21 protein-coding genes and 1 pseudogene are annotated in these 24,312 nt (G+C 55.7%); 5 read left to right on the forward strand and 17 right to left on the reverse strand.

The features are described 5' to 3' along the window. Positions 1–32: 32 nt before the first annotated feature. Genes Q3A88_RS03730 through Q3A88_RS03740 form a run of 3 tightly spaced genes read right to left on the reverse strand, consistent with a single transcriptional unit; the run spans position 33 to position 2,060 of the window. Positions 33–1,292 carry a PTS ascorbate transporter subunit IIC gene (locus Q3A88_RS03730; protein ID WP_010286825.1) on the reverse strand — a complete coding sequence of 420 codons (1,260 nt, stop codon included), beginning with the start codon at positions 1,290–1,292 and terminating at the stop codon, positions 33–35. 14 nt (positions 1,293–1,306) lie between these two features. Beyond that, positions 1,307–1,594, reverse strand: a complete 288-nt coding sequence (locus Q3A88_RS03735) for a PTS sugar transporter subunit IIB (protein WP_010286822.1) — start codon at positions 1,592–1,594, stop codon at positions 1,307–1,309. 22 nt (positions 1,595–1,616) lie between these two features. Beyond that, positions 1,617–2,060, reverse strand: coding sequence for a PTS sugar transporter subunit IIA (locus Q3A88_RS03740; protein WP_010286817.1), 444 nt, complete (start codon positions 2,058–2,060; stop codon positions 1,617–1,619). Positions 2,061–2,365: 305 nt separating this feature from the next. On the opposite strand from Q3A88_RS03740, the gene Q3A88_RS03745 reads away from it, so the two are divergent. After that, positions 2,366–3,556 (forward strand): LacI family DNA-binding transcriptional regulator, encoded by a 1,191-nt coding sequence (locus Q3A88_RS03745; protein WP_317177420.1) that lies wholly within the window; start codon positions 2,366–2,368, stop codon positions 3,554–3,556. 45 nt (positions 3,557–3,601) lie between these two features. Here Q3A88_RS03745 and Q3A88_RS03750 read toward each other — a convergent pair whose 3' ends face one another. The 6 genes from Q3A88_RS03750 to Q3A88_RS03775 form a co-directional block, all read right to left on the reverse strand. Next, a complete protein-coding gene (locus Q3A88_RS03750) occupies positions 3,602–4,291 on the reverse strand; it encodes an SDR family oxidoreductase (RefSeq protein WP_317177421.1) in 690 nt (229 codons plus the stop codon). 51 nt (positions 4,292–4,342) lie between these two features. Further along, the gene (locus Q3A88_RS03755) at positions 4,343–4,810 is read right to left on the reverse strand and encodes a YhcH/YjgK/YiaL family protein (RefSeq protein WP_039555260.1); all 468 of its coding nucleotides are present in this window, start codon (positions 4,808–4,810) and stop codon (positions 4,343–4,345) included. Between the two features lie 61 nt (positions 4,811–4,871). Then, positions 4,872–6,059, reverse strand: coding sequence for a sialidase family protein (locus Q3A88_RS03760; protein WP_317177422.1), 1,188 nt, complete (start codon positions 6,057–6,059; stop codon positions 4,872–4,874). Between the two features lie 3 nt (positions 6,060–6,062). Then, positions 6,063–7,478 (reverse strand): sodium:solute symporter family protein, encoded by a 1,416-nt coding sequence (locus tag Q3A88_RS03765; protein ID WP_039549716.1) that lies wholly within the window; start codon positions 7,476–7,478, stop codon positions 6,063–6,065. Positions 7,479–7,516: 38 nt separating this feature from the next. Then, positions 7,517–8,401 carry a dihydrodipicolinate synthase family protein gene (locus tag Q3A88_RS03770; protein ID WP_110162421.1) on the reverse strand — a complete coding sequence of 295 codons (885 nt, stop codon included), beginning with the start codon at positions 8,399–8,401 and terminating at the stop codon, positions 7,517–7,519. A 66-nt stretch (positions 8,402–8,467) separates the two neighbouring features. Then, complete coding sequence (locus Q3A88_RS03775; protein ID WP_110162422.1) at positions 8,468–9,604, reverse strand: iron-containing alcohol dehydrogenase; 1,137 nt, start codon at positions 9,602–9,604, stop codon at positions 8,468–8,470. 236 nt (positions 9,605–9,840) lie between these two features. Between Q3A88_RS03775 and dtnK the strand changes: the two genes are divergently transcribed. The 3 genes from dtnK to Q3A88_RS03790 all read left to right on the forward strand — a co-directional run bounded on the left by dtnK (position 9,841) and on the right by Q3A88_RS03790 (position 13,108). Continuing rightward, positions 9,841–11,169: a D-threonate kinase gene (dtnK, locus tag Q3A88_RS03780; protein ID WP_317177423.1), complete on the forward strand. Its 1,329-nt coding sequence runs from the start codon at positions 9,841–9,843 to the stop codon at positions 11,167–11,169. After that, the gene (locus Q3A88_RS03785; RefSeq protein ID WP_317177424.1) at positions 11,162–12,142 is read left to right on the forward strand and encodes a D-threonate 4-phosphate dehydrogenase; all 981 of its coding nucleotides are present in this window, start codon (positions 11,162–11,164) and stop codon (positions 12,140–12,142) included. Before dtnK ends, Q3A88_RS03785 begins: the two co-directional genes overlap by 8 nt. A gap of 150 nt (positions 12,143–12,292) precedes the next feature. Continuing rightward, positions 12,293–13,108 (forward strand): DeoR/GlpR family DNA-binding transcription regulator, encoded by an 816-nt coding sequence (locus tag Q3A88_RS03790; protein ID WP_233990211.1) that lies wholly within the window; start codon positions 12,293–12,295, stop codon positions 13,106–13,108. Positions 13,109–13,148: 40 nt separating this feature from the next. Here the strand turns inward: Q3A88_RS03790 and Q3A88_RS21875 are convergent. The 8 genes and pseudogenes from Q3A88_RS21875 to Q3A88_RS03835 form a co-directional block, all read right to left on the reverse strand. Beyond that, positions 13,149–13,618 (reverse strand): annotated as a pseudogene (locus Q3A88_RS21875) (lipocalin-like domain-containing protein). A gap of 107 nt (positions 13,619–13,725) precedes the next feature. Further along, positions 13,726–14,604: a metal ABC transporter substrate-binding protein gene (locus Q3A88_RS03805; RefSeq protein ID WP_039465858.1), complete on the reverse strand. Its 879-nt coding sequence runs from the start codon at positions 14,602–14,604 to the stop codon at positions 13,726–13,728. Between the two features lie 41 nt (positions 14,605–14,645). Next, positions 14,646–15,500: a metal ABC transporter permease gene (locus Q3A88_RS03810; RefSeq protein WP_317177427.1), complete on the reverse strand. Its 855-nt coding sequence runs from the start codon at positions 15,498–15,500 to the stop codon at positions 14,646–14,648. Beyond that, the gene (locus Q3A88_RS03815) at positions 15,497–16,207 is read right to left on the reverse strand and encodes a metal ABC transporter ATP-binding protein (protein ID WP_181025861.1); all 711 of its coding nucleotides are present in this window, start codon (positions 16,205–16,207) and stop codon (positions 15,497–15,499) included. The genes Q3A88_RS03810 and Q3A88_RS03815 overlap by 4 nt, the downstream gene beginning before the upstream one ends. A gap of 574 nt (positions 16,208–16,781) precedes the next feature. After that, positions 16,782–18,605: a metallophosphoesterase gene (locus Q3A88_RS03820; RefSeq protein WP_317177428.1), complete on the reverse strand. Its 1,824-nt coding sequence runs from the start codon at positions 18,603–18,605 to the stop codon at positions 16,782–16,784. Between the two features lie 41 nt (positions 18,606–18,646). Then, complete coding sequence (locus tag Q3A88_RS03825; protein ID WP_317177429.1) at positions 18,647–19,543, reverse strand: BadF/BadG/BcrA/BcrD ATPase family protein; 897 nt, start codon at positions 19,541–19,543, stop codon at positions 18,647–18,649. Next, positions 19,540–20,091 (reverse strand): glucosamine kinase, encoded by a 552-nt coding sequence (locus Q3A88_RS03830; RefSeq protein ID WP_317177430.1) that lies wholly within the window; start codon positions 20,089–20,091, stop codon positions 19,540–19,542. Before Q3A88_RS03830 ends, Q3A88_RS03825 begins: the two co-directional genes overlap by 4 nt. Then, positions 20,088–21,395, reverse strand: a complete 1,308-nt coding sequence (locus Q3A88_RS03835) for an ABC transporter substrate-binding protein (RefSeq protein ID WP_010286561.1) — start codon at positions 21,393–21,395, stop codon at positions 20,088–20,090. Before Q3A88_RS03835 ends, Q3A88_RS03830 begins: the two co-directional genes overlap by 4 nt. Before the next feature lie 453 nt (positions 21,396–21,848). Between Q3A88_RS03835 and Q3A88_RS03840 the strand changes: the two genes are divergently transcribed. Next, positions 21,849–24,311, forward strand: coding sequence for a hypothetical protein (locus Q3A88_RS03840; protein WP_317177431.1), 2,463 nt, complete (start codon positions 21,849–21,851; stop codon positions 24,309–24,311). The last annotated feature ends 1 nt before the right edge of the window (position 24,312 follow it).

Here is a 24,312-nt window from a genome sequence, read left to right on the forward strand (position 1 = left end):
CGATCTGTTGGATGACATTCATCAATGCGGGCTTAGCGCACGATAATGCCCAGCAGAATCCCCACCGCGCCGAAATCGGAATCGCTGAACGTGGTGTTTGCCAGTCCAATACTGCCCAGAACTGGCAGCAGGAAAACAGGCAGGAAGGTAATCAGCAGCCCGTTGGCAAAAGAACCTAAAATCGCACCGCGACGTCCGCCGGTGGCGTTACCGAAAACGCCAGCCGCTGCGCCGACGAAGAAGTGCGGCACCACGCCGGGAATGATCACCGTTAATCCCATCAGGTAGAGCAGGACCATACCGATCACTCCAGCCGCAAAGCTGCTCAGGAAGCCGACCAGAACGGCATTTGGGGCATACGGGAAGACAACCGGGCAATCTAATGCTGGTTTAGCGTTGGGAACCAGTTTGTCAGAAATGCCTTTAAACGCAGGCACGATTTCCGCAATCACCATCCGCACGCCTTGCAGCACGATATACACGCCAGCGGCAAAGGTAATGGATTGGATCAGCGAAAACATGAACCAGTTTTTCCCACCGGCGTTCATCGTCTTCACCGCTTCCGGGCCGGCAAACAGACAGGTGAAAATGAAGATGAAAAACATGGTAAAGGCGATGGCAACCGGCGTATCACGCAGGAACAGCAGGCTCTTCGGTACTTCCATGTCCTCTGTTGATTTCTCTTTATTACCAAACTTGCTGCCGATAAACGCTGACAGCAGCTGTGATATCGCAGAGAAGTGACCAAAGGCGACGTCATCCGAGCCTGTGACTTTCTTCATATACGGGTGAATAATGGCAGGGAACAGCACCATTGATACCCCAACGACCAGCGACCCAACGGTAATCAGCATCACCCCTTTCATGCCTGCTGTTGCCAGAATCACCGCAACCATCATCGACATAAACAGCGTGTGGTGGCCAGTCAGGAAAATGTATTTCCACGGTGTAAAGCGGGCGATCGCGATGTTAATGACCATCGCAAAGAACATGATCATGGCCATCTCGGTGCCGAAGTTCTTCTGTGCTACCGCGACAATGGCTTCATTGTTCGGTACCACACCGGCGATACCAAACGCATGGTGGAAAATCTGGGCGAAATCCCCCAGCGAGGACACGATCAGGCTCGCGCCCGCCCCGAGGATCAGGAAGCCCATTACGGTTTTCACCGTGCCCTTGATGCATTCCGTGGCCGGTTTTTTCTGTGCAATCAGGCCGATAAGCGCAATCAAACCGACCAATATGGACGGTTCAGACAGCACATCACTCATTAAAAAACGGAAGAATTCCATTTTTGATCCCTCGCTTATAACGCGCCAAGTTCTGTCAGGGCGACCGACAGGCGCTCTTTCATCGCCACTTTATCGATCATGTTATTTAGGGACACAATTTTCCCCCCCACTGCCTGCGCGACGAGTTGATCGGCAATGTCTTTGGTTCCGACAAAAATGTCGCTGTCCGTACCTTTCGCCGAACCTAAATCCACGTGGTCCACGTCAGCAACCACGCCGAGTTCTTTAACGATGTTTTTAATGCTCATTTCCATCATCAGGCTGGTACCCAGGCCGTTACCGCATACGACTGTAATTTTCATAATCTGTGTCCTCTGGTGGCAATTAATAACGAGAAATAACGGAAAGCACCTGTTCTACTTCCGTCGCGTTAATTAACGCGGCGACGTCATCAGGCGTGTCGAACAACTGAGCGAGCTGTGAAATAATATCGATATGGCTATTGCTGTCTGTGGCGGCCAGAACGATCAGTAAATGTACGGGATCGTTGCCTTCGGAATGGAAAACCACGCCGTCGCGAATCAGCGTAAGGCTGACGGCAAGTTGGTTCACGCCGTCTTCCGGGCGGGCATGCGGCATAGCAATCCCCGGGCCGACGACATAGTAAGGACCGATGGCCTCATGAGAGCGGTAGATAGCCTCAACATAGGTGGGTTCAATCGAACCATTATCCAGTAAAGGCTTGCAGGACAAGGCGATAGCGTGACGCCAGTCATCACAGGCAGGTAAAATCTGAACAACGTCTGGTGTTAGTAAAGTGTTAAGCATTAGAGTCACCTCTGTATCATTCTGAACGCAGGATAGTGTGCCGTCTTCGAAAATAATGTGACTAACATCTAAAAAGATAGCGCTAACTGATATGGCTATCATTAACTGTGACCTGCTTAGCACAAGCGGGGCCATTATTTGTTCCCCCGCGTCGTCACAGGCACACTAGGAACGGCGATGGTTCGGCGTGAATGCGTCGGGAAAGCGGGGCCGTTCGCCCTTCACGCTAGCCTGAAAGCAATGACGTAAGAGGCTGTTATCGCGACCGCGCGATGAGAAAAATGACGAATGGAGAGGAAGTGAGCATGCGTAAGCGTCGCAGTACCGGTAAGGTTACGCTACAGGATGTCGCCGACTACGCGGGTGTAGGCACGATGACGGTATCGCGCGTGATGCGCAAACCCGATCTGGTCTCTGAAAAGTTACGCAGCAAAGTGGAACTGGCCGCCAGAGCATTAGGCTATGAACCCAATCAAGAGGCCAGCCAGCTCACCGAGAGTACGAGTCGCGTGACGCTACAGGACATTGCGAGCCATGCCGGTGTCGGCGCGATGACGGTGTCCCGCGCGTTGCGGGAACCCGGTCTGGTCTCCGATGCCACACAGAAGAAAATCAATGACGCGATAAAAACGCTGGGCTATGTTCCGAATCAGGCAGCAGGCGCGCTGGCATCAGCCTATCAACCTGCTATCGCGGTGCTTTATCCTTTTCAGCAAGATCGCGCCAGCGTGCGTTTTGTGCAGGCGCTGCAACAGGCGGTGGGCAAACATAACGTTCCGTTAATCATGGGCTGCCATGAATATCGCCAGCATACCGAAGCGGGAATGGTCGAAAAACTCCTGCAGCAGCGGCCAGCGGCGCTGGTGTTATTCAGCGCGCAACTCTCACAGCGAACCCGAGACATTATTCAGGCCAGCAACGTTATTACGGTGAACGTTTCCGGTGCTGACGTGCTGAGTGCGAATATCAATATTGATATCGCCCTGGCCGAAGCGGCGGAGCAACTGACGATGTCGCTGCTGGAAAAGGGGTATCGCCACGTGGCTTATATCGGCGCGCATACGGATAACCGTTTGCAAAAACAGCAGTTGAACGGCTGGAATAAAGCCATGCTGGCGCACTATCACAATGCGGATCTGAAAATTACGATCCCGGAAGCGCCTAGCCTACAGTTTGGCCGCTATGCGATGACGGAATTGCTGCAAAACCAGCCGGAGCTGGATGCGATTATCTGTAGCCATGAGGAAATAGCGCTGGGTGCGCTCTTTGAATGCCAGCGCCGCCTGATGAAAGTCCCTTACGATCTGGCGATTACCTGCCTGGATGGCTCTGAACAATGTGAGCACACGTTCCCAGCGCTGACCGCGATGCGGCTTGATTATGAAAAGCTGGGTGCGGAGGTCGGGCGTTTGGTACTCGCCATGATGGACAACGACGAGCATCCCCCCGTACAGGAAAAAGTGAAGTTTATCTTTGAACCGCGTTCCAGCAGCTAGCCAAACCGGCCTGTGCGGCCGGTTTGGCAAGGACATCGTGATGGCTTATAGCGACGCACCACCGCACATCACCAACTGCTGTCCGGTAATGGCTGCGGCAGACGGGGAGAGCAGATAACCCACCAGATCGGCCACTTCCTGTGGCTGGATGAAGCGTCCAATCGGCGGCAGCTTCGGCGGAGAACTCTGGCGGCCCGGCATCGTCAGCATCGGCGTTTCCGTTGCGCCCGGCGCGACGATGTTTACCGTAATGCCGCGCGGAGCCAGTTCCGCCGCCCAGCTTCTTGCCATGCCGATCATCGCAGATTTGGTGGTGACGTACTGACTGCGCCCTGCTGAACCGCTCGACGTACGGCTGCCCAGCAGCACGATGCGGCCACCCTGCGGCAGCTTATCGACCAGACGGTCGGCGAGCACCTGCGCCGCGTTGATATGCAATCGCCATAGCGTTTCACCGTCTTCCAGCGAAAGCTGACCGAGCGGGGCGGCTTTCATGATGCCCGCGGCATGGATGATGGCATCGACCTGCGTAATCTCGACCAGAATGGCCGTCAGCGCGGGCGTATCCATAATATCCACCGCGCGGTGGGTAAAGTTTGGATGTGAGTAATCACCCGGTTTGCGTGACAGGCCAGTTACCTGCCAGCCTTCCGTCAGTAATTTTTGTGTGATGGCGGCACCGATCCCTGAGCTGCTACCGGTAATCAGGGCGTGTTTAGGGGCTGTCGCTGACATGACATGTGTCTCCTTAATCAAACTTAACGGCTTTGATGCAACCATTCTTAATTACAACAATGTGACGGGGATTTTAAACACGGCTTTTTTGACCGGAGCAGGGCTGTCGTTAATGGCACACAGCGCCTGATGGGCTTCACCCGGATAGAAGGTGACGAAGTCGCCTGCCCGCAGGTGGATCTGATGCGGCACCTGAGGATTATCCAGAATGTAGAGATCCGGCTTACGTTCGGTCGCGGGTTGACCGTGCACATCATTCAGACCGTAACCGATAATCTCCTCGCCTTCCAGAATCAGTTGAATATCGAGGTAGTTGCTGTGAAATTCGGTATGTCGTGTGGCGCGCGGTGCGGTGTTCACGGTGCCGATGTTGTAGAACCAGTCGGCTCCTTCCGGCTGATAACGGCCTTCGGGTAGCGCATTCAGTTCAGCTAACGACATGCCTGGTGCGGACAGAATAGCCCACAGTGCATCGGGCAGCGTGGCGAGTTTGAGGGCGTTGAGGTTTCCTGCAATCATTATAGTGTCCTGAAGGTAGCGGGGGAGAGCCCCCGCTGGCAAAGAGAAAAAGCAGCGTGGTTTAGTTCGCTTTGACCCACTCCTCACTCACCACGACGTGCTTGATCGCCTGACGGAAGTAGGTGAACGCCACGTGTAGCTTACCGTCCGGCGCTTGCTTGACGCTGGGGTAAGAGAACTCGCGGTTCAGCTTCTCCGTGGAGTTATTGGTCATGCAGTAGCCGTCCCCCACTTCGATATTGCGCTGCCACGGCCAGCTCTTACCGCCGTCTTCCGAAATGGCGAGCGTCATCGGCGCGCGTGGAGCACCCCAGAAGGCGCTACGAGCACCGGCTTGCACTTCCGGCATTTTGGCATTGCTGGCTTTGTCTTCTTCATCCTCGATTTCATCGTACAGTGACAGACGGCGTTCGGTAGCATCGGCGGCGCTCATATGGTTGAACACCAGTGCCAGATGGCCATTCTCCAGCGTCGTCACCTGAATGGACGAGTTGTTGTTCGGCAACTCGGTCGGCACGGGATCTGACCAGGTTTTACCGCCATCCGTTGAACGGCTTTGGTAGATGAAATCCGCCCAGCGGCTACGGTACAGCGCCAGCAGCGTGCCGTCCTTCAGCGGGGTGATGTTCATATGCACGCAGCCCGTGCTGTTCGGCACTGGATATTCCTGCCAGGTTTTCCCCCGATCGCTGGAAATTTTTACGGCGCTGTCATCATCGTTGCCGACCCATTTTTCACCCGGCTGAACGCGGCAGTAGAACACCGGCAGCAGCCAGTCGCCGTTTGCCAACACGGTGATGGGCTGGCGGATAAAGGTACCCGGCTGATCGAGCAGTGTGCCGATCTCGCCCCAGGTCGCACCGAAATCCGTAGACTGACGGTAGCGCACAATCGCGGTGTCCTGATTACCGGATTTCTGCGCGGTGTACAGCAGCCACAGCACGTTGTCCGGTGCGAGGAACAGAACCGGGTTCTGCTCGGAACGCGTGGCATCTTCAGACAGCTTAACGGCTTGACTCCAGCTATCGCTGCCTTTTACCAGACGGGACATGTAGATAGAGATATCCGCAATCCCTTCCTGTGTGCCGCCGAACCAGACGCACAGCACATCGCCGTTCGGCAGATGGAGCAGGTTGGCCGCATGATTCTGCGGGCATTCCGATGGAATGTAGGCATCCAGACGCGCGGCATCGCCTTCTGCGTGATGAACTTTTCCGCTACGTTCCACGGTAATGGTTTCGCTACTCATGACTCAGGCTCCTGATTTATTTTCAGTTTGAGAAATTTTGATTTTGGCCGCTTTGTTCGGAATCATGCGGTCGATCAGCATGACGATAGCAGGGGTAACCAACGCGACATACATGTTATCGATGCCGTACGGGTTGCCGAGAATATACCAAACAGAGGTGACGACGCAGGCTGATATCAGGCTGGCGTTTGCACCGCGTGCGCTGTTGAAAAACGGCAGGTAGAACGCAATCACCGCAACCACGGAAATCGACAGACGAATGGCACGCGTAAAGAACGACAGCTTCAGAATTTCAGGGACGAACAGAACGAAGAGGAGCGGCGCGAAACCGACGACAAGCGACAGGATTCGGGTCATTTTCATTTCTTTTTCTGGCGTCGGTTTCCAGTAAGGAACGTAGAAGTCCTTAATCAACAGGGAAACGATAGCCAGTGCCACCATACTCACGCTAATGAAGATAGACGCGACCAGTGACGTGGTGACCAGACCGGCGAGCCATGGGTTCATGTCTTGCAGGAAGACCGGCATCGCGTACAGGCTGTTGATTTCAGGGTGAGCGAACTTCGCTGCGACACCGATGACCGCGATAGCCAGCGCAATCGGCATACAGAAGAAGAAGGCAACCCAGGTCGCACGTTTGGCGCTGGTGGCATCTTTCGTTGACGAAATGGCCTGAATGACGAATTGCGTACAGAAGATAGAACCGATAGTCCCGATCAGCCAGGCGAAGATAGTGCCTGCACCGAGTTTTCCGTCCCACGTCCAGTAGTAATCCGGCATTTGTTCGATCATCGGCTTGAAGCCGCCGGTCATTTTCAACGCGACGAACAGAATGATCATGACGCCCGCGTACTTCACGGCGCTGTGGATCAGCGTGATGTAGGCTGTCCCTTTCAGGCCACCGAAGTAGTAGTAGAAAGTACTGACGACAGCGGTGATCAGCGCGGCGACAGGCAGAGAAACTTTCAACACCGTGGCGATGGCTGCCGCGCCGCTGACGTAGTTGCCCACGTTAACCAGCAACAGCGCATAGATCATGATGATCGAGATAATGTTTTTGGTGCTGGTACCGTATTTCTCGGCAATCGCGCCGGAGATGGTGATCTTCCCGGTGTTATAAATCTTCTTCACCAGAATCATACCAAACAGCGGGAAACCGATGGCGGCACCAATCACCGACCAGGATGCGGCAAAGCCGTTCTCAAAGGCGGACTGCGCCGTACCGATGGTGGATTTGGCACCGATGAACTCGGTCATCAGCAGGATACCGACGATAAACGCCGGTAGCGCGCGTGATCCTTCCATGAACTCGGTGTTCGATTTACTGCGGAGCTTGTAGGTTAACCATGAGGTGAATGCGATATAAAACACAATCATCCCAACGATTATGAGGGTGTCAGTAAGGTTAAAATGGTTCATATCTTCTCGGCCTATAAGTGGAAATTGATATTTCTCTGTTACTGCGAGAATTGATTAAGGATGTTGCGGATGTTGTCTTCATCCTGTGCGGAAAACTGGATCGGATAGCGGCTGACGCCGACATCTTCACCCATGATCGCCAGCGCTTTTTTCACCACAGCCGGTGAGAACGCGATGGCGTACAGTGTCTTACGCAACTCGGCAACCTGTTCTTGTGCCTGACGGGAGCCTTCAATGTCACCGGCGTGGAAACGATGCCAAATCTGGCTGATCGGTTCCGGAGCCACGTTAGCCAGCCCGGAAATACAGGCGGAGCAGCCGTCAACAAAGCCCTGGTGAATGAGCGAGTCTGGGCCATTCAATACGTTAAAGCCCTGTACACCTTTCACCGCTTGCACATAACCGCTCAGGCTTTCATAGCTGCCTGCGCTGTCTTTAATGCCGATGATGTTCGGGTGATCCGCCAGCGTGCGGACGGTTTCCGGCGCCAGCGTATTCCCCGTGCGTGCAGGAATGTTGTAGAGAAACACCGGCACAGTCAGCGCATCGGCGACGGCGGTGTAATGGGCGATCAGTTCTTCCTGTTTGAGTGGGATGAAATACGGGGTGATGACCGAAACGGCATCAACACCCAGCGCGGCGATGCGTTTGCCGAGCTTGATGGTTTCCCGCGTGGAGATTTCACCGATGTGGCCGACAACCGGCACTTTTCCGGCGACTTCATCAACGCAGGTTTCAGTAACGGCGACTTTTTCATCGGTGTGCAGTACGAAAAACTCACCGTTGGTGCCGTTACAAAAAATACCGTTGCCGTAGCGCATCTGGCGCTGAACCTGAAGACGCATAGCAGCGGGGTTAAATTCGCCCTGGTTATCAAACGGCGTGACGATGGCGGTCAGGACGCCGGTAATATTTTTACTCATTGTTCTTCCTCGTGACACATAATCAAAAAGATGAAAATTTAAAACCGTTTTGCCTAAATCCGCGCTTTAAAAGAGGGTCAGATAAACCTCACGGACGTCGTCGGCGCTGACCTGTGTTGGCACGTTTTTCATCAGGCGCTGAACCTGTAACGCGGCATCAACCAGGTACGGCAGGTGGTCTTTTTCCACGCCGAGCTGCTGTAAGGTGTTAGGCAGGTTGAGGCGTTTAACCAACTCGCTGAAGTAGGTCACCAGCGCCTGCGCTTTTTCCGCGGTACTGAGCGTCAGATCGGCATCCGGCAGCAGGTCATACGCCTGTGCGAATTTCTCCTGTGCGGCGTCCTGCACGAAACGCATGCAAGGGGCGAGCAGGATGGCGTTCGCTACGCCGTGTGGGATGTGGTACTTGCCGCCCAGCGGGTAAGACATAGCGTGAACCAGATGCGTACCGGAGTGGGCAATGGCGGCACCGCCGTAGTAGGACGCCCACAGCATGTTCAGCTTGGCTTCCATATTGCTCGGCTCGCGCACGGAGGTTTCGAGGTTGGCAAACAGCTTTTTCAGGCCAATCAGCGCGTAGTTGTCGCTGACCGGGTTGGCAATCGTTGAGGTGAAACACTCAATCAGGTGGCAGAGCGCATCAATACCGGTTGAAGCGGCGATATGTGACGGCATGCTGATGGTCAGCTCCGGCACCAGTGCAACGTAGTCCGGCAGCATCACTGGCGTAATAATGCCGACTTTGGTCTCTTTCTCTGGGATCGCCAGAATGGCATTCGGCGTGGCTTCTGAGCCGGTTCCTGCGGTGGTCGGGATAAGCAGGGATGTCGTGCGGCGCGTCGGTTTTTCCCCTGCCAGCAGGCTATCCAGCGTGACGGTGTCATCGCCCGCGCACAGTACGGAAAGCAGTTTGGCGACATCCAGCACGCTACCGCCACCGACGCCAATCACCAGATCGGTCTGGGTTTGTGTGAGCTGGCTCAGTATCTGAGCAACGTCGTGCTGGCTTGGCTCGGCAGGAACATTATCAACCAACAGCACCTGCGGAACGGCTTGCTTAACTTGTGCGATCAGCGCCTGAACGTCAGGCAGCCCGACGATGTTTTTGTCGGTGACAAATAAAACGTGCTGTTTCCCTGCCAACAGGTGACTAATGTCCTGAAGTACCCGGTAACCGCTGAGGATAGTGCTATTGATGTTCATGCTTATTACCTTGCCTTTTCTCTTTCGCCAGAGCGTTATCGCTATGATGATAATGGTTGCGATGGTGATTACTTTCAGTCAAATGACGTGGTTCTCATCACGTCTAAACGCCATTTGCCACATCGTGGTGATAATTTATAGGTGAAATTCCTTTTAAATAATTTGATATTGCTCACATATAATCAAACGTGATTCAATATAATCATTATCAGGTAATCATGAACCGGGGATGGAGTATGTCAAACGTGCAGCAATCAGCAGAACAGGTATTAGTGGTCGCTGATGACTTTACGGGTGCCAATGATGCGGGCGTCGGTCTGGCGCAGCATGGCGCGCGGGTTAGCGTCGTTTTTGACGTTAATAAACTGCACGCGGATTTACTGGGCGATGCGGTGGTGATCAACACCGATAGCCGTGCGGCGCGTGACGACGTGGCGTCTCAACGTACCGCAGAAGCGGTTGCAGCCTGGCAGGCAGCAGGCGGGCAAGGCTGGATTATCAAGAAGATTGATTCGACGCTGCGTGGGAATTTGGGGGCGGAAATCGCCGCCGCGCTGTCTGCGGCAGCCGTGCCCGTCGCGCTGATTGCCGCGGCGTCACCGACGCTGGGGCGTGTGACCCGCAAAGGTGAAGTCTGGGTAAATGGTCGTCTGCTTACCGATACGGAATTTGCCAGCGATCCCAAAACGCCGGTGACCTCCGCTTCTATCGCTACCCGCCTGGCAGAACAAACCGCGTTACCGGTGGCGGAGATACACCTTGATGACGTCCGTCAGGCTAATTTAGCCCACCGTTTGCAGCAGCTGGCGGACGAGGGCGTGCGTCTGATTATTCTTGATACGGACGTGCAGGACGATCTGGCGCATATCGTTGATGCCGCCAGAACGTTGCCGTTTCGCCCCTTGCTGGTCGGTTCGGCGGGCCTGAGCGAAGCGCTGGCGAATACGCAGAATTTTACGCGTAAAACCGAAAAGCCACTGCTGGCTGTCGTTGGGTCGATGAGCGACATTGCTCAAAAACAGATTGCGGCCGTCAGGCTGCGCAGCGATGTCACGCTGGTTGATATTGATATCAACGCACTCTTTTCAGCCGAGTCATCCACCGTCATAGCATCTCAGAGTGAGGACGCGGTGAAGGCGTTGATGAGCGGTAATCACTGCATTATTCGTACCTGTCATAACGAAAATCAGCGCTTCGAGATCGACGCGCGGTGCCAGCAGCTTGGGCTTAGCCGACAGCAGCTTGGCGAAACGATCAGCCACTATCTGGGGGAACTTACGCGCAATATTGTTCAGGCGCTAGACAGCCTGACGGCGGGCAGCGCTAACCAGCGTCTGCCGGGCGGACTGTATTTATCCGGTGGTGACATTGCGATTGCCGTGGCAACCGCACTGGGCGCGACCGGCTTTCAGATTAAGGGGCAAATCGCATCCTGTGTGCCCTGGGGATACCTGCTGAACAGCGTTGTCGGCACGACCCCTGTGATGACTAAAGCGGGGGGTTTTGGCAACGAAACTACTTTGCTCGACGTTTTACGTTTTATTGAGGAGAAGGTCAGTGAGTAAAATTATTGCGGTAACGATGGGTGATCCGGCAGGGATTGGACCGGAAATTATTATAAAGTCGCTGGCCGAAGGCGAGCTTTCCGGCGCGTCTGCCGTGGTGGTGGGCTGCGTACAGACGATGCGACGTATTCTGGCGCTGAATGTGGTGCCAGCCGTAGAGCTGAAAATCATTGATAAGCCAGCTGACGCGGTCTTCGCGCCGGGCGTCATCAACATCATTGATGAGCCGCTGGAAGATCCTCAGGCGCTGGAGCCTGGTGTCGTTCAGGCACAGGCGGGCGATTTGGCTTATCGCTGCATCAAGAAAGCGACTGCGCTGGCGATGGCCGGTGAAGTCCACGCGATTGCGACCGCGCCGCTGAATAAAGAAGCGCTGCACTCTGCGGGGCATATTTATCCGGGCCACACCGAGCTGCTGGCGAAACTGACCAACAGCCGCGACTATGCGATGGTGCTGTATACCGATAAGTTGAAGGTTATCCATGTTTCAACGCACATCGCGCTGCGTAAATTCCTGGATACGCTGAACCGCGATCGCGTGGAAACGGTGATCGACATGGCGGATGTCTTCCTCAAGCGTGTCGGTTTTACCCACCCACGTATCGCCGTTGCTGGGGTTAACCCGCACGCGGGCGAGAATGGTCTGTTTGGTGACGAAGAGATCACAATCGTGTCGCCATCGGTTGAAGCCATGAAGGCCAAAGGCATTGATGTTTATGGCCCGTGCCCGCCGGATACCGTCTATTTGCAGGCGTATGAAGGCCAGTACGACATGGTCGTGGCGATGTATCACGATCAGGGACACATTCCGCTCAAGCTGCTGGGCTTCTATGATGGGGTGAATATCACTGCCGGATTGCCGTTCATCCGTACGTCTGCTGACCACGGCACGGCGTTTGATATTGCCTGGACAGGAAAAGCGAAGTCCGAAAGTATGGCGATCTCTATCCAGCTCGCGATGCAACTGGCCTGATTGGCGGTAACTTATCACCGTTGATGGCAGGGGTTTTGTAAGCGAATAAAACGCGATACAGCGCGCATTGCAGGATATCTTCCTTCCCGTGTTCGGGAAGGTTTCTGGTATCCTGCAACCAACAATTTACAGTAACTTTATGACAGCAAGATGGATATCGCCGTGGATCCTACATTAACCGATGCTTTCCGCATGAGCGGGGATAAAGTAAGAGGCCAGAGCCGTCTTGATCAGATTATGGATTATCTGAAAAGCCATAATCTGGTGACGGTAGATGAGCTGGTGTCCGTGATCGACGCTTCTCCGGCGACGATCCGTCGTGATTTGATCAAACTGGATGAGCAGGGCGTGATTAGCCGCAGTCATGGCGGCGTGACGCTCAATCGTTTTATTCCTTCCCAGCCGACCACGAATGAAAAATTACAACGCAGTCTTCAGGAAAAGCAGGCGATAGCGCGCTATGCCGCAACGCTGGTCAAACCGGGCAGTGCGGTGGTGCTGGATGCAGGAACGACCATGCTGGAGCTGGCGCGTCACCTGACACATCTGCCGCTGCGTGTGATTACCGCCGATCTGCAAATTGCGCTGTTCCTGTCTGAGTTCAAGCAGATCGAAGTGACGATTATCGGTGGGCGTATTGATGACAGCAGCCAGTCCTGCATCGGTGAACACGGCCGCCGTCTGTTGCGCAGCATTTACCCCGATATTGCGTTTATCAGCTGCAACTCGTGGAGCCTGGATAAAGGCGTCACCACGCCGACGGAAGAGAAAGCCGGCGTAAAACAAGATCTTGGCGCGAATGCCAGCCGCCGGATACTGTTGGCCGACAGCAGCAAGTACGGCGCGTACTCACTGTTCTGCGTCACGCCTCTGTCAGAGCTGACCGATATCATCACCGACAGCGCGTTAGCGCCCGAGGCGCAAACGGAGCTGAAAGGCAAAGCGTTCAATCTGACGCTGGTGTAAACCGGGTTTGTGCCTGACGCCTTGTGCATGACGCGTTGTGTCAGGCCGACTGCTTCCGCCAGTTGAGTTCGGGTTTATGCACCACGCCGTTGAACGTCATCGGATCCGTTGTTAAACAGAGACGTGTGTCGTTTTCACTGAACTGTGCGTAGCGCAGCTGGCTGGAACCAATCCAGTTCGGAATGAGGCAATAGTCCAGATAGTGCGTGACGGTCTGCGCTGCGTCATGGGTTTCATAACGGCCCGCATACGCGAAGTAGGTGGCGGCGGCCTGCATCAGCTGCTGCTCTGAACCTCCGTCATGATGCCCGAGTCGTAGGGCACTCTGTCGCTGCCCATGATTTGCACCGTCATCCAGTTATCGTCAGTGTACTGAATATATCCGGTTGCCCCTTCCCCCATCATATGAACCACGCTGCCGTCACCCAGTACATCAATGAAGGATTCCAGAAACCATAGCCCGCGAAGTTTCTGGCGTAACCCGTTGTTGTCGAAAGATTGCGATGTCATAGACCCTCCTCGGAAAGATCGTGCTGGTTAAGTGTAGTGAATTTTTTTCATAGGGCGGGGCAGAGCGAGATTTCCTGCCAGTGTTGTGGCACTGGCAGGAATGGGATTTACTTCATGCTGGCGGCGAGAGTATCGACGTTATGCTTAAATGCGGCGGTATAGGTTGCCGCAGGGCCGGAGGCGTCAGTCAGGGCTTCCGGGTACAGTTCACCGCCGGGCTGTGCGCCGCTGGCATCGGCGATTTGTTTCACCAGACGTCCATCGGTTTGGTTTTCAATGAAGTAGCTTTTCACCTTCTCTTGCTTGATTTGCTTAATCAGCGAGGCCACTTTTTTGCTGCTGGCTTCCGATTCGGTAGAGTAGCCTACCGGCGACAGGAACTTCACGCCGTAGGCATGGCCGAAATAACCAAACGCGTCATGGCTGGTCAGCACTTTACGCTTTTCTGGCGGAATCGCGGCAAAGGTTTTCTTCGCATAGCTATCCAGTTCCTGTAGCTGTTTGATGTAGGCTTCACCCTGCTGACGATAGTAATCGGCATTCGTTGGATCGGCTTTCACCAGCGCATTAACGATGTTGTGCGCGTAGACCACACCGTTGCTCATGCTGTTCCAGGCATGCGGATCGGTTTCTGTTTTGCCATCTTCCACCATGGTGCGGGTTTCAATTCCGTTTGAGGCCGTAATGACATCGCCATGATAGCCGGAGGCGGTGACCAGTCGGTCAATCCACCCCTCCAGCCCCAGCCCGTTAACGAACACCAGATCGGCCTGAGCCAGCGTCTTGCTGTCTTTCGGAGAGGGTTCAAACTCATGCGGATCGCCATTGACCTTCACCAGATCGGTCACGGTAACGCGATCGCCGCCAATATGGCTGACCATATCGCCGAGTACGGAAAAGCTGGCTACCACATCAAGATTCTTTGCCATCGCCAGTGGGCTAAGCAGCAGGCCGGATAACGCAATAGCTAACAGTGAACGTTTCATTTCTTTCCTCACAGAACATTGCAGATAACGAGATTCATTGGTCAACGACGCAGGCGTAGCAGCCCGCCGTTGTGACCAACGCAGACCGAGAAACAGAAAAACAGCGTAATCGTCAGAATGATGGCGGGCCCGGCGGGCAGCTCGGCATAGTAGGACCACAGCAGCCCGCTCAGGCTGGCGAGCATCCCTTGCAGCACCGCAATGCCGAGCATGACGGGCAGACGCTGCGTCCAAAATCTCGCGCTGGCGGCAGGTAGCATCATCATGCCGACCGTCATCAGCGTGCCTAACAGCTGGAACCCGGCGACCAGATTCAGCACCACCAGCGACAGGAACAGGCCGTGGATCAACGCCCGATAGCGGCCTGAACTGATGCGCAGGAAGGTCACGTCAAACGATTCAATCACCAGCGCCCGATAGATCACCGCGAGTACCAGTAAGGAAGTCGATCCGATCAGCGCAATGTCGATCAGCGCGGCGCGATCCACCGCGAGGATCGAACCGAACAGCACATGCAGCAGATCGACGCTGGAGCCGCGCAGTGACACCAGCGTGACGCCGAGCGCCAGCGAGCCGAGGTAAAATCCGGCAAAGCTGGCGTCTTCTTTTAATTCCGTGTGGCGGGTGACGAAACCGGAGAGCATGGCGACGGCCAGTCCGGCGATAAAGCCGCCGATCCCCATCGCCAGCAGCGACATCCCGGAGATGAGGTAGCCGATGGCGACACCGGGTAAGACCGCGTGTGACAGCGCATCGCCAATCAGGCTCATGCGTCGCAACAGCAGGAAACAGCCCAACGGCGCGGCGCTTAGCGTGATGACCAGACAGCCGACCAGCGCACGACGCATAAAACCGAATTCGGTAAAAGGCGAAGCAATAAGGTGAAATAACATCATGACGTGACGATCCTGAGCGTTGGCGTATCGCTGTCTGCCTTGCGCAGGCTATGTAAGATGGGCTGAGCCTCTCCCCAGTGAGGGCCGTCTGGGGTGAGATGCAAGATATTCGGGAAGTGCTGACCGACCAGCTCCAGATCGTGCAACACGGCCAGAATAGTCCTGCCTTCTGCGTGAAGCTGCTCAATAATCTGCAAAAGCGCCTGCGTGGTGTGGCTATCGACGCCGGTAAAAGGCTCATCCAGCAGAATGATGGGAGCCTGAGTCAGCATCAGCCGCGCGAAGAGCACGCGCTGTAGCTGCCCACCGGACAGGACGCCAATATGCCGATCGGCAAAGTCTGCCATTGAGACGGCGTCGAGCGCGTCTGCCGCTTTACGATGCCAGTTGGCATTGATACTTCGTAGTAATCCGCGATGGGGCAGCGAGCCCATGAGCACCAGATCGCGTACGTTGATAGGAAACTGCCGATCAAATTCGGAGAGCTGAGGCAAATAACCGATAGCGCTATCTTCACAACCCCTACCGAGGCTGAATGAGCCGGATAGTGGCGGCAACAGACCCGCCAGCGTCTTCAGCAGCGTGGATTTGCCCGTGCCGTTTGCGCCGATAATTGCTGTCAGCGAGCCTTGATGAAAGCACCCGCTGAGCGTCGCGAGCGGTGGTTGATTACGATAGCCAAAGGCCAGTTCTTGCAGGGCAATCATGGCAACACCACCGCCCATCCAACCAATAACCACAACGGCACCAACAGCAGGAAAACCAGTAACACGCGCTTCAGCGCGGAGAGGGAGTAAAAACTTGTCATTATCATCGGTAAAAGGTTAATTGTTATATTATAACATACCGATTTTTATCGATGACGATAGAGGCAATAGGTAAGAAAGTATGTAAGGCGATTAGGTTTGGTTTGGTTTGGTTTGGGGGAATATTTCGTGCGCTTCAAGCACTGTTATCTTCATGCTACGTCGTAGCACGCGCCCGACATAGGGGGCTAAGCCAGCCCCCTATGAACCCCGGCTTTTGGCGGAAATTATGCCGCTAACGCGGTCCCTTCGGTGCCCATGCCCGCTTTTCGAGCCGCCAGTGACGCGTTCCCGACGCGGCACTGGCTTTCGCGGCGTCCATGCCGCTCACTCGGCGTTCATGCTCACCTCAGCATAATTTTTTACGCCGTGAAGAGAAGACCCGTGAGCATATGAGTTAGCTCAGTTTTATCTCCAGTGTGGCGCACGAAACCGTGCACAAGCAATGTGACTAAAAGCCAATTCCATGAATACATCACACCGTGACGAAATTCCCCTGCATATCAACCACAAAGCGAGTCGCTGGCTCATCGTTGATGTAACCGGCGAGGATTTTTAGCATCAGGCCGAAGCGGTATTGCAGGCTGTCCGGCGGTAGTGTGGCCGTTGGCGTGTAGGCCGCCAGCAGGGCGCGGTACTGTTTCACCCGCGCAGCCGGAATATCCTGCCAGGCGAGATCGCTGCCGTTGCGCAGGCAATACCAGTCGGTCACCAGCGTGAGCAGTGAAATATCCTGTAACCCATCTGTGCCCGCGACCGCATTCGGTTTGCGCTCAGCGGCGTCGGGCAGCGTTTTGGCGCTGAGCGGATCCTGTTGCTGCGCAATCCACAGCAGATCGCCACAGTTCAGCGTGTTAATGAGGGGCGATAAATCTTCTGGCCAGTCTTTTACCAGAAAACGCTGGCGTACCAGCAGCGCCAGATGATGATGCAGGAAGTCGTAATAATCGCGGCTTTTCAGAATATCGCCCAGCGGTTCACCGGTGCGATCCAACTCTTTCTGATAGAACGGGAACAAGTGGTTGAATTGCGGCACGTTGCGCAGGACCAGCGTATCGATATCGACCCGGTCACTATGCAGCGTCGCTAGCTTCATGGCGGGCGGGTAAGCGGCCAGCGACGGCACCGCGACATTCACCAGCGTCCCCTGTGAACCGCGATACACGCCGGTGTCATTGACGTGCAGGTGACCGCTGAAGTGCAGGCGAATTCCGGCCGCCAGCGCCTGCTCGGCAACCTCCGGCCGTGGCGTGCGTTTAATGAAGCTGTTGCTGCCAAACAGCTGCTTTTCGTCCTCCACCGTGCCGTCGAGGAAATCGACCAGTGGATAGTGTGAGAACACCAGCAGCTTCTTATTCTGCGCTTTCGCCCGCTGTACCACCGATTTCACCCACGGCAGCATGAACGGTTTCTCGGTCAGCAAGGCGTTCCAGCCGGTATTGCTGCTGGTGGAGTAGCCTTCAATCCCTTCACGTTTCTCCGGGCCGTCTTTGACCTGATACACGTTGGCATCAATGGAAAGCAGCCACAGCCCCGCTTCTGGCTCTACCAGATAGGACGCGTCCACAATGTTCCACTGCTTGCTGCCGTCCGGCGAACGGGCGAGATACTGGCGTTTACTGAGTTCGTCGCTGTCGCCAAACGGCGTTTCCCAGTGCAGGAAGTCGTCGCGTTTAAAGAAACCAAACGGCTTCATCAGCGGCAGGCCGCGCTCATAGCCGAGCGCCTGCATCTTGGCGGTGACAATCAGCGACTGCGCGTCGCCAAGCTTAACGCCGGGTTTGCTGCTCAGCATGGTGCTGCTGCCGTCGGCGTTGAGCATCCGTTGCCAGGAGTCATCCCCCTGAGGGCGATTGACATCGTGGTTGCCGGGCGTGGCGAAGAATCGCATCCCGTGGCGCTGTTCATACTGCGTCAGGATGGCGGCAATCCCTTCAACGGTAGGCTGCTGGCCGTCATCAGAATAATCGCCGGACAGCACCACGTATTTCACCTGCTGTTTTGCCAGTTCGTCCAGCGCGGCCAGCAGCGCAAAGTAGGGCTCGTTGAAGATGCGGGTCGAATTCACCGAATCTTTCAAGGTGCGAATGGTCAGCTTCTTTCCGGTCTGCGCATCGGGCAGGCCGTCAAAATCGTAGTTACCGTAGATATTGTGGACGTGGACGTCTGAAATAATGGCAATGCGCAGCGGCCCGGCGGGGGCTGCTGATTCGCCATTCGCGTGAAAAAAGCCGCCAGCCAGCGTGATGGCGCTGCCTGCACCGAGCTTGACGAAGGTTCTGCGAGTGAGTGATTCCATGACTATCTCCATAGGCGGGGTTGCTGGTCGAACCCAAAGGACTAGCGGTATAACGCATAATCATGACAGGCAATCAATCGTGCGCCGTCGAGCGCATCACCCACCGGGGCGGCGAGTTGGGATTGCCACTCGTCTGGTAGCCAGGGCCGAATATGCAGGCCGATGCTGCCCATGAGCGATAAGCGAGGTGTTGCGTGGCGTGCCACGGCGGCCAACAGCAGGCTGATTTCGCTGGCCGTTTGCGCTAGCAGCGCATGAGAAACGGCATCATCCTGCTGAGCGCAGTCAAATACGTGGCGGGCGAACTGTGCATAGTCGCCCGGTTTCGCCTGTTGGCTAAATGTCTGTAGCGCGTCGAGCGTGTTCGTGGGCGCTGTGCTGGCGGAAAAGAAATCGTCGATACGCTGACTGAGCGCAGACGGCGTGCACCAGCCTTGCAGCACATTATAGGTATGTTGCAGCGCCGCCAGCCCAAGCCGTGCGCCGCTACCCTGATCGGAAATCGGGAATTCATGGCCGCCGTAGGCGGTAATCGTCTGGTTCTGCCACGCCAGCCCACAGGAGCCGGTTCCGGCAATGACCACGCCTGCGTCTTTCCCTTGATTGACGGCCAGACAGGCACCCAGAGCATCGGTGTTGAGCACCTGCGTCGCGTAAGGATGTGGCAACGCCAGAAACGCCTCGTAGGCGGTGCGATGTTCTGCGCTGGCGAGTGCCAGTCCGACTTTCAGCCGGGATGCGTCATCCGGCGACAGCCCGCTGTGCTTCAACGCCTGCGCGATGGCATCGTCCACCGACTGGCGCACGCTTTCCACGCCGAGCAGCAGATTGGCACGACCGCCGTGTCCCTGACCGAGCGGCGTACCGTCGGCTTGATAAATACGTGCCCGACAGCCTGTACCGCCGCCATCCACACCGGCATAGAGCCATGTCGTCATGATGCGTGCGCTCCAGAATCCAGATAGGGAAGACAGGCAATCGCCAGATCGCCGCTGAGGCTGACGGGTTCAGTTTGTGAGTCCGGCAGGCTGTTGAGCAGCAGACTCAACTCGCCCGCACAGCGGGTCAGCAACTGCACCGACAGCGCGTCTTGCGGGTGTGCCAGCACAACGTGCCCGAGCGTGGTGTAGTCAGCGGCCTGTGCCTGCTTTGACCAGTCGATCACGCGATCGACATGCTTATCGAAGTGCAGGAACAGCGCTTCACTGAGCGGCGTAAGCGGCGTGATGCCCTCAACGGCCTGAAGCATCTCCTGTACCGCCCACAGCCCCAGCCGCGACAGGCTGGCTGGGTCGCCGATGGGAAAACGGTCGCCGCCGCGGCAGGTCAGCAGGCCGTCATGCCAGTGCAGCAGACGAGTGAAACCGCCGGTGACCAGCAGATAGCGATGTTGTCCCGGCCAGCGCTGTTCGCATATCGTGCTTTCGCTAATGCGATCAAAGGGACGATCGCCATCGATGTCGATCTCCCTCAGCAGCCATTTCACGGTGCGTTTTTCCGCTGTTGTTGATTGGTCGCGATCGTCTCGTTGAGGCGCTTCACATCGTTTGACGTCAGGCGCAGATACTCATCAAACGACACCTGATCGTTCAGATATTGGGTAAAGCGCGTCAGGATAATAGGGTACAGTTCGTTCGCGCCCAGACTTTCCATGCGTTCCCAATCAAAGACGTAAGACGGGATCTTTTTGATCTCTTCACGCGCGGTGTTCAGGCCGTCGATCACGTGCTTATCTTTGGTCTGGTAGTGCAGATCGGTGATATCCGCGCCGACAATAATATTGAAGCGCTCGGCGATCTCACGTTGTAGCGGTTCGCTGCCCAGCCACTCCATAAATTCGGCGACTTCCTGCGGGTGTTTGGTGGTGGTGAACGGCATGATGAAGGTCGCTCCGCCCATCGAGATGCATTTCTCTTTGCACGGCGCAGGCAGCACTTTCCAGTCAAAACCGTCGCCAATCTGCTTACTGAACTGGTTCAACAGCCAGTTGCCGGAGAAGTAGGTCACGATGTTGCCGTTCACGAAATCGTCCGCCATGCTCTTGTACTGACCACCGCCTGCCGCGCCCCACATTTCACGCGGGAACACGCCTTCGTCCGACCAGCGTTTCAGATCTTTAATCCACTGCTGCGCGGCGGCGTCCGGGAAGTTGATCAGTCCGTCTTTATCGTAACGTGCGCCGTAAGAGTAAGCTGGGCCAGAGAAGCGGAAACCGCTGCGGTCGATGGTGAAGGGGATATGCACGCCGGTTTTTTCCGCAACCAGCTTCGAGGCTTTCATCAAATCATCAATCGTGTAGCCCGGCTGCGGCAGAGGAACGCCCGCCTGTTCAAACAGCGTCACGTTAACGAACGGCAGATCGGCGGTCCAGGACGCGACAAAGCCCGGCAGCGCATCCGCTTTGTGCACGCCTTTCACGCGCATGATCTTTTCGATACCGGCGCTGTAGCGTTTCTCAAAGGCGGCGGGGTCTTTCAGGTAAGGGCGCAAATCCAGCGTATAGCCGAGCAGCCCCATTTGCGTGGTTTTGGCAATATCCGGGCCTAAGCCTGCTGCCAGCTGCATCGGCAACTGTGTTTGCAGCGCGTTATAGCCGGTGCTGACAAAATTCACATCGATGCGCTCATTGCTCTGGGAGAAAGCTTTTACTTTCTGCTCCATGAAATGCACTAATTCGGGATCGTCGTCACTATATAAAAATGTTATTTGCGTTTTAGCGGCTAACGCGCTGCTGCTGAATAACCCCAGTGCAAGGGCGGAAAAAAATAACGCGGTGTTGGAACGCATCATAAACCTCTCCGTTGGTGAGCACATCTTATGTTTGATTAATGACGTAAATACCCTGGCGTTGGCGACGGGATTTATTTTATTCCTGCGATTTAGGCTGTCTTTTAATTAATGCAAATTTGCATTCATCTGTCATTTTCATCATGCAATCATGGACAGAACGCTGATTGATTTATGTGAAGCAGGTTAAAGATATTTTAAATGTTGATTTAAATAAAGCATTTTTGTGATATTAATCACATATATAAACGCGAGAATCTTATTTATTAATGCGAAATGTCAATAAATGAATGCAAATGACAATTTAATGCAAATTTGCATTCTAATTGCGATGTCACGGTGCAGAGAATGGCCCGCTGCCCTAAATATTGGCAGGGTGTGCACAGCGAGAGTGCAAATAAGTGCCGCCATAAATTTTCGTTATTTTATTTTTCAACGCCGTAAACAGGATTCCGTATGAATATCGGTTGGAAATTAAAGAAGAACGGCGTCATTAATCGGTTTCTCATCACCGAGTTGACGGAAAAACGTTATTTCGCCGAGCCGGATACGCTGCCGGATAAGGTGAATTACCGCTTTATTAACGGTTTTGTCGATGTCGGCGTGCTGCCCTGCCGCGTGCGTTTTTTGCAGGAAGAGGCAAAGCGCGAGGTGGCGCTGCCGGACGATTTACGCTTCCCGCTGATGTGGAGCGGCGGCGATGAAAGCCGCAGCGTAAATTTCAGCGATTTCTGGCCGTGTCCGGTTCACGTGCAGCGCTTTTCCCGCTGCGTGATCCACAGCAACAGCGCCCAAGCGGCACCGTTTACGCTCAGCACCTGCGGCGGCGTCACGCTGTGGCTGAACGGCGAACCGATTACCCGCTTTACGCCGTTTACCCGCAATACCGAACAAACCTGTGACATCACACTGCCGCTGCAAGCAGGGGCGAACACGCTGGTGGTGCATAGCGAAGAGCTGTGCGAACGTGATACCGACTACCTGTTCAGCCTGTGCTATCAGGGGGACGACACGCTCTTCTGGCAGCTTGATGAAGACGCGGCGCTCAGCGCACAGCTGGCCGCGCTGGATAGCTGGGTGAACAGGCTGACGCTGGAAAATAACCTGATCCAACCGCCTGTGCTGGTGCTCAATAGCGCGCAGCCGCTGCCGGAATCCGTGACGATGGCGCATCGGCTGATTGGCAACGTCAACGAATCCGTCCCTGCATGGCAGCAAAAACAAACGCTGCCTGCTGGCAATCTCGGCTGGCAGGTGGATCTGCCTGCGGTTCTGGTGGGCTACTACGATCTGGTCTGTGCCGCGACCTGCAATGGCGTTACGCTGACGCGAACGCTCAGTTTCGGGCGCTTGCCATCGCAAACGATGCCTGCGTTACCGACGCTGGCCGCGCGGCGTGAAGCGGTGCTACGCCATACCGCGCTGCACGGTTTTGAACGCCTCGGGCGGCTACTGGCGATTGTCGCGACGGGTGAGGGCAACGATGCCGCCGCGCCGATTCTCAATAGCGCGCTGCAAAAAATCAGCCGCCGCGAAGACTGTGCCGATTTCCAGTTGGTGCCGCTGATTTGGCTGTGGCAGCGCTATCAAGGGCAGCAGTTGCCACCACAGGACTGGCGTCGCGTGCGCAGCGCGATTCTCGGTTTCCGCTACTGGATTGATGAACCGGGCAACGACACCATGTGGTTCTGGAGCGAAAACCACTGCCTGTGCTTCCACGTCGCGCAATATCTGGCCGGGCAAAACTTCCCTGATGACACCTTCCCATGCAGCGGCCGCCGCGGTCTGGAGCAGAAAGCGATTGCTCACGAACGCCTGATGCGCTGGTTTGATTCCATTCTGGAGCACGGGCTGGTGGAGTGGAACTCGGCTGCCTATTACCCCATCGATCTGATTGGGCTGGTGGCGCTGTATGAACTGGCGCAGGATGCCGATCTGCGCGAGAAGTCTCGCGTGGTGATTGACCGCATCATGCTGATGACGGCGTGGGTACATCAGAACGGCGTCGCGGTTGGCACCATGGGACGCGCCTACGATAAAGAACTGCGCTCCGGCATGTTGACCGAACTGTCCGGCCTGTGTGCGCTGATGTGGGGCGAGGGCTGGCTGATTCCGCACTGTGCCGCGCTGCCGCTGCTGTGCCTGAGCGACTATCAGCCGCCGGAAACGACGGATCGAATTGCACACTGGTCACTGCCGCACGGTGCAGAAGCACGTTGGGTTCAAGGGTTGAACCGCAGCGCCCGCATCATCGCCTGGAAGCAGAACGACGTGGCGTTTTCTTCCGTCTTCGATCATCACCCCGGCCAGCCCGGACACCAGCAGCATCTGCTGGACGTGCGGCTGGGTACGCACTATGCCGCCCGCCTGTGGGTGAACCACCCCGGCGAAGATCGCCCTGACGGCGTGCACCGTCCTTCTTATTGGGCGGGCAATGGACGTTTGCCGCACTTGATGCAGTACCGTAATCGCGCGCTGATGGTGTTCGATCTGCAACAGGATGTCCGTCCGTGGACGCACCTCTATCTGCCACAAACCGCGCTGGATGAGGTCATCGTTGAAGATGTCTGGTGCTTCGTACGCGGCGGCAACGGCTATGCCGCGTTTCATAATCCCGCCGGATTACAGCCGTTTGCGACCGCAGGCCAGCAGGCGGAAGGCGAACTGCGCGCGTATGGCGAACAGAACGTGTGGTTCGTTGCCGTGGACAGCGGCGACGGCGCACAAGGATTCGCCGCATTCGCTGCCCGCTTCCGAGGGCGTTCGCTGATACAGGACAGCGACGGCGTGCGTATCGACGATCCCGATTACGGCGAATTGGCCTTTAGCCACAAAGCAGGATTCAGCGTGGCGCAGCAGCCTTTCATTTTTCCCGACGATGTCCCGGTCGTCCCGCAGTTCAACACAGGAAACCCATGAC

It is taken from the genome of Pectobacterium sp. HCp5_1, from assembly GCF_032905925.1.
Classification (GTDB): domain Bacteria; phylum Pseudomonadota; class Gammaproteobacteria; order Enterobacterales; family Enterobacteriaceae; genus Pectobacterium; species Pectobacterium brasiliense_A.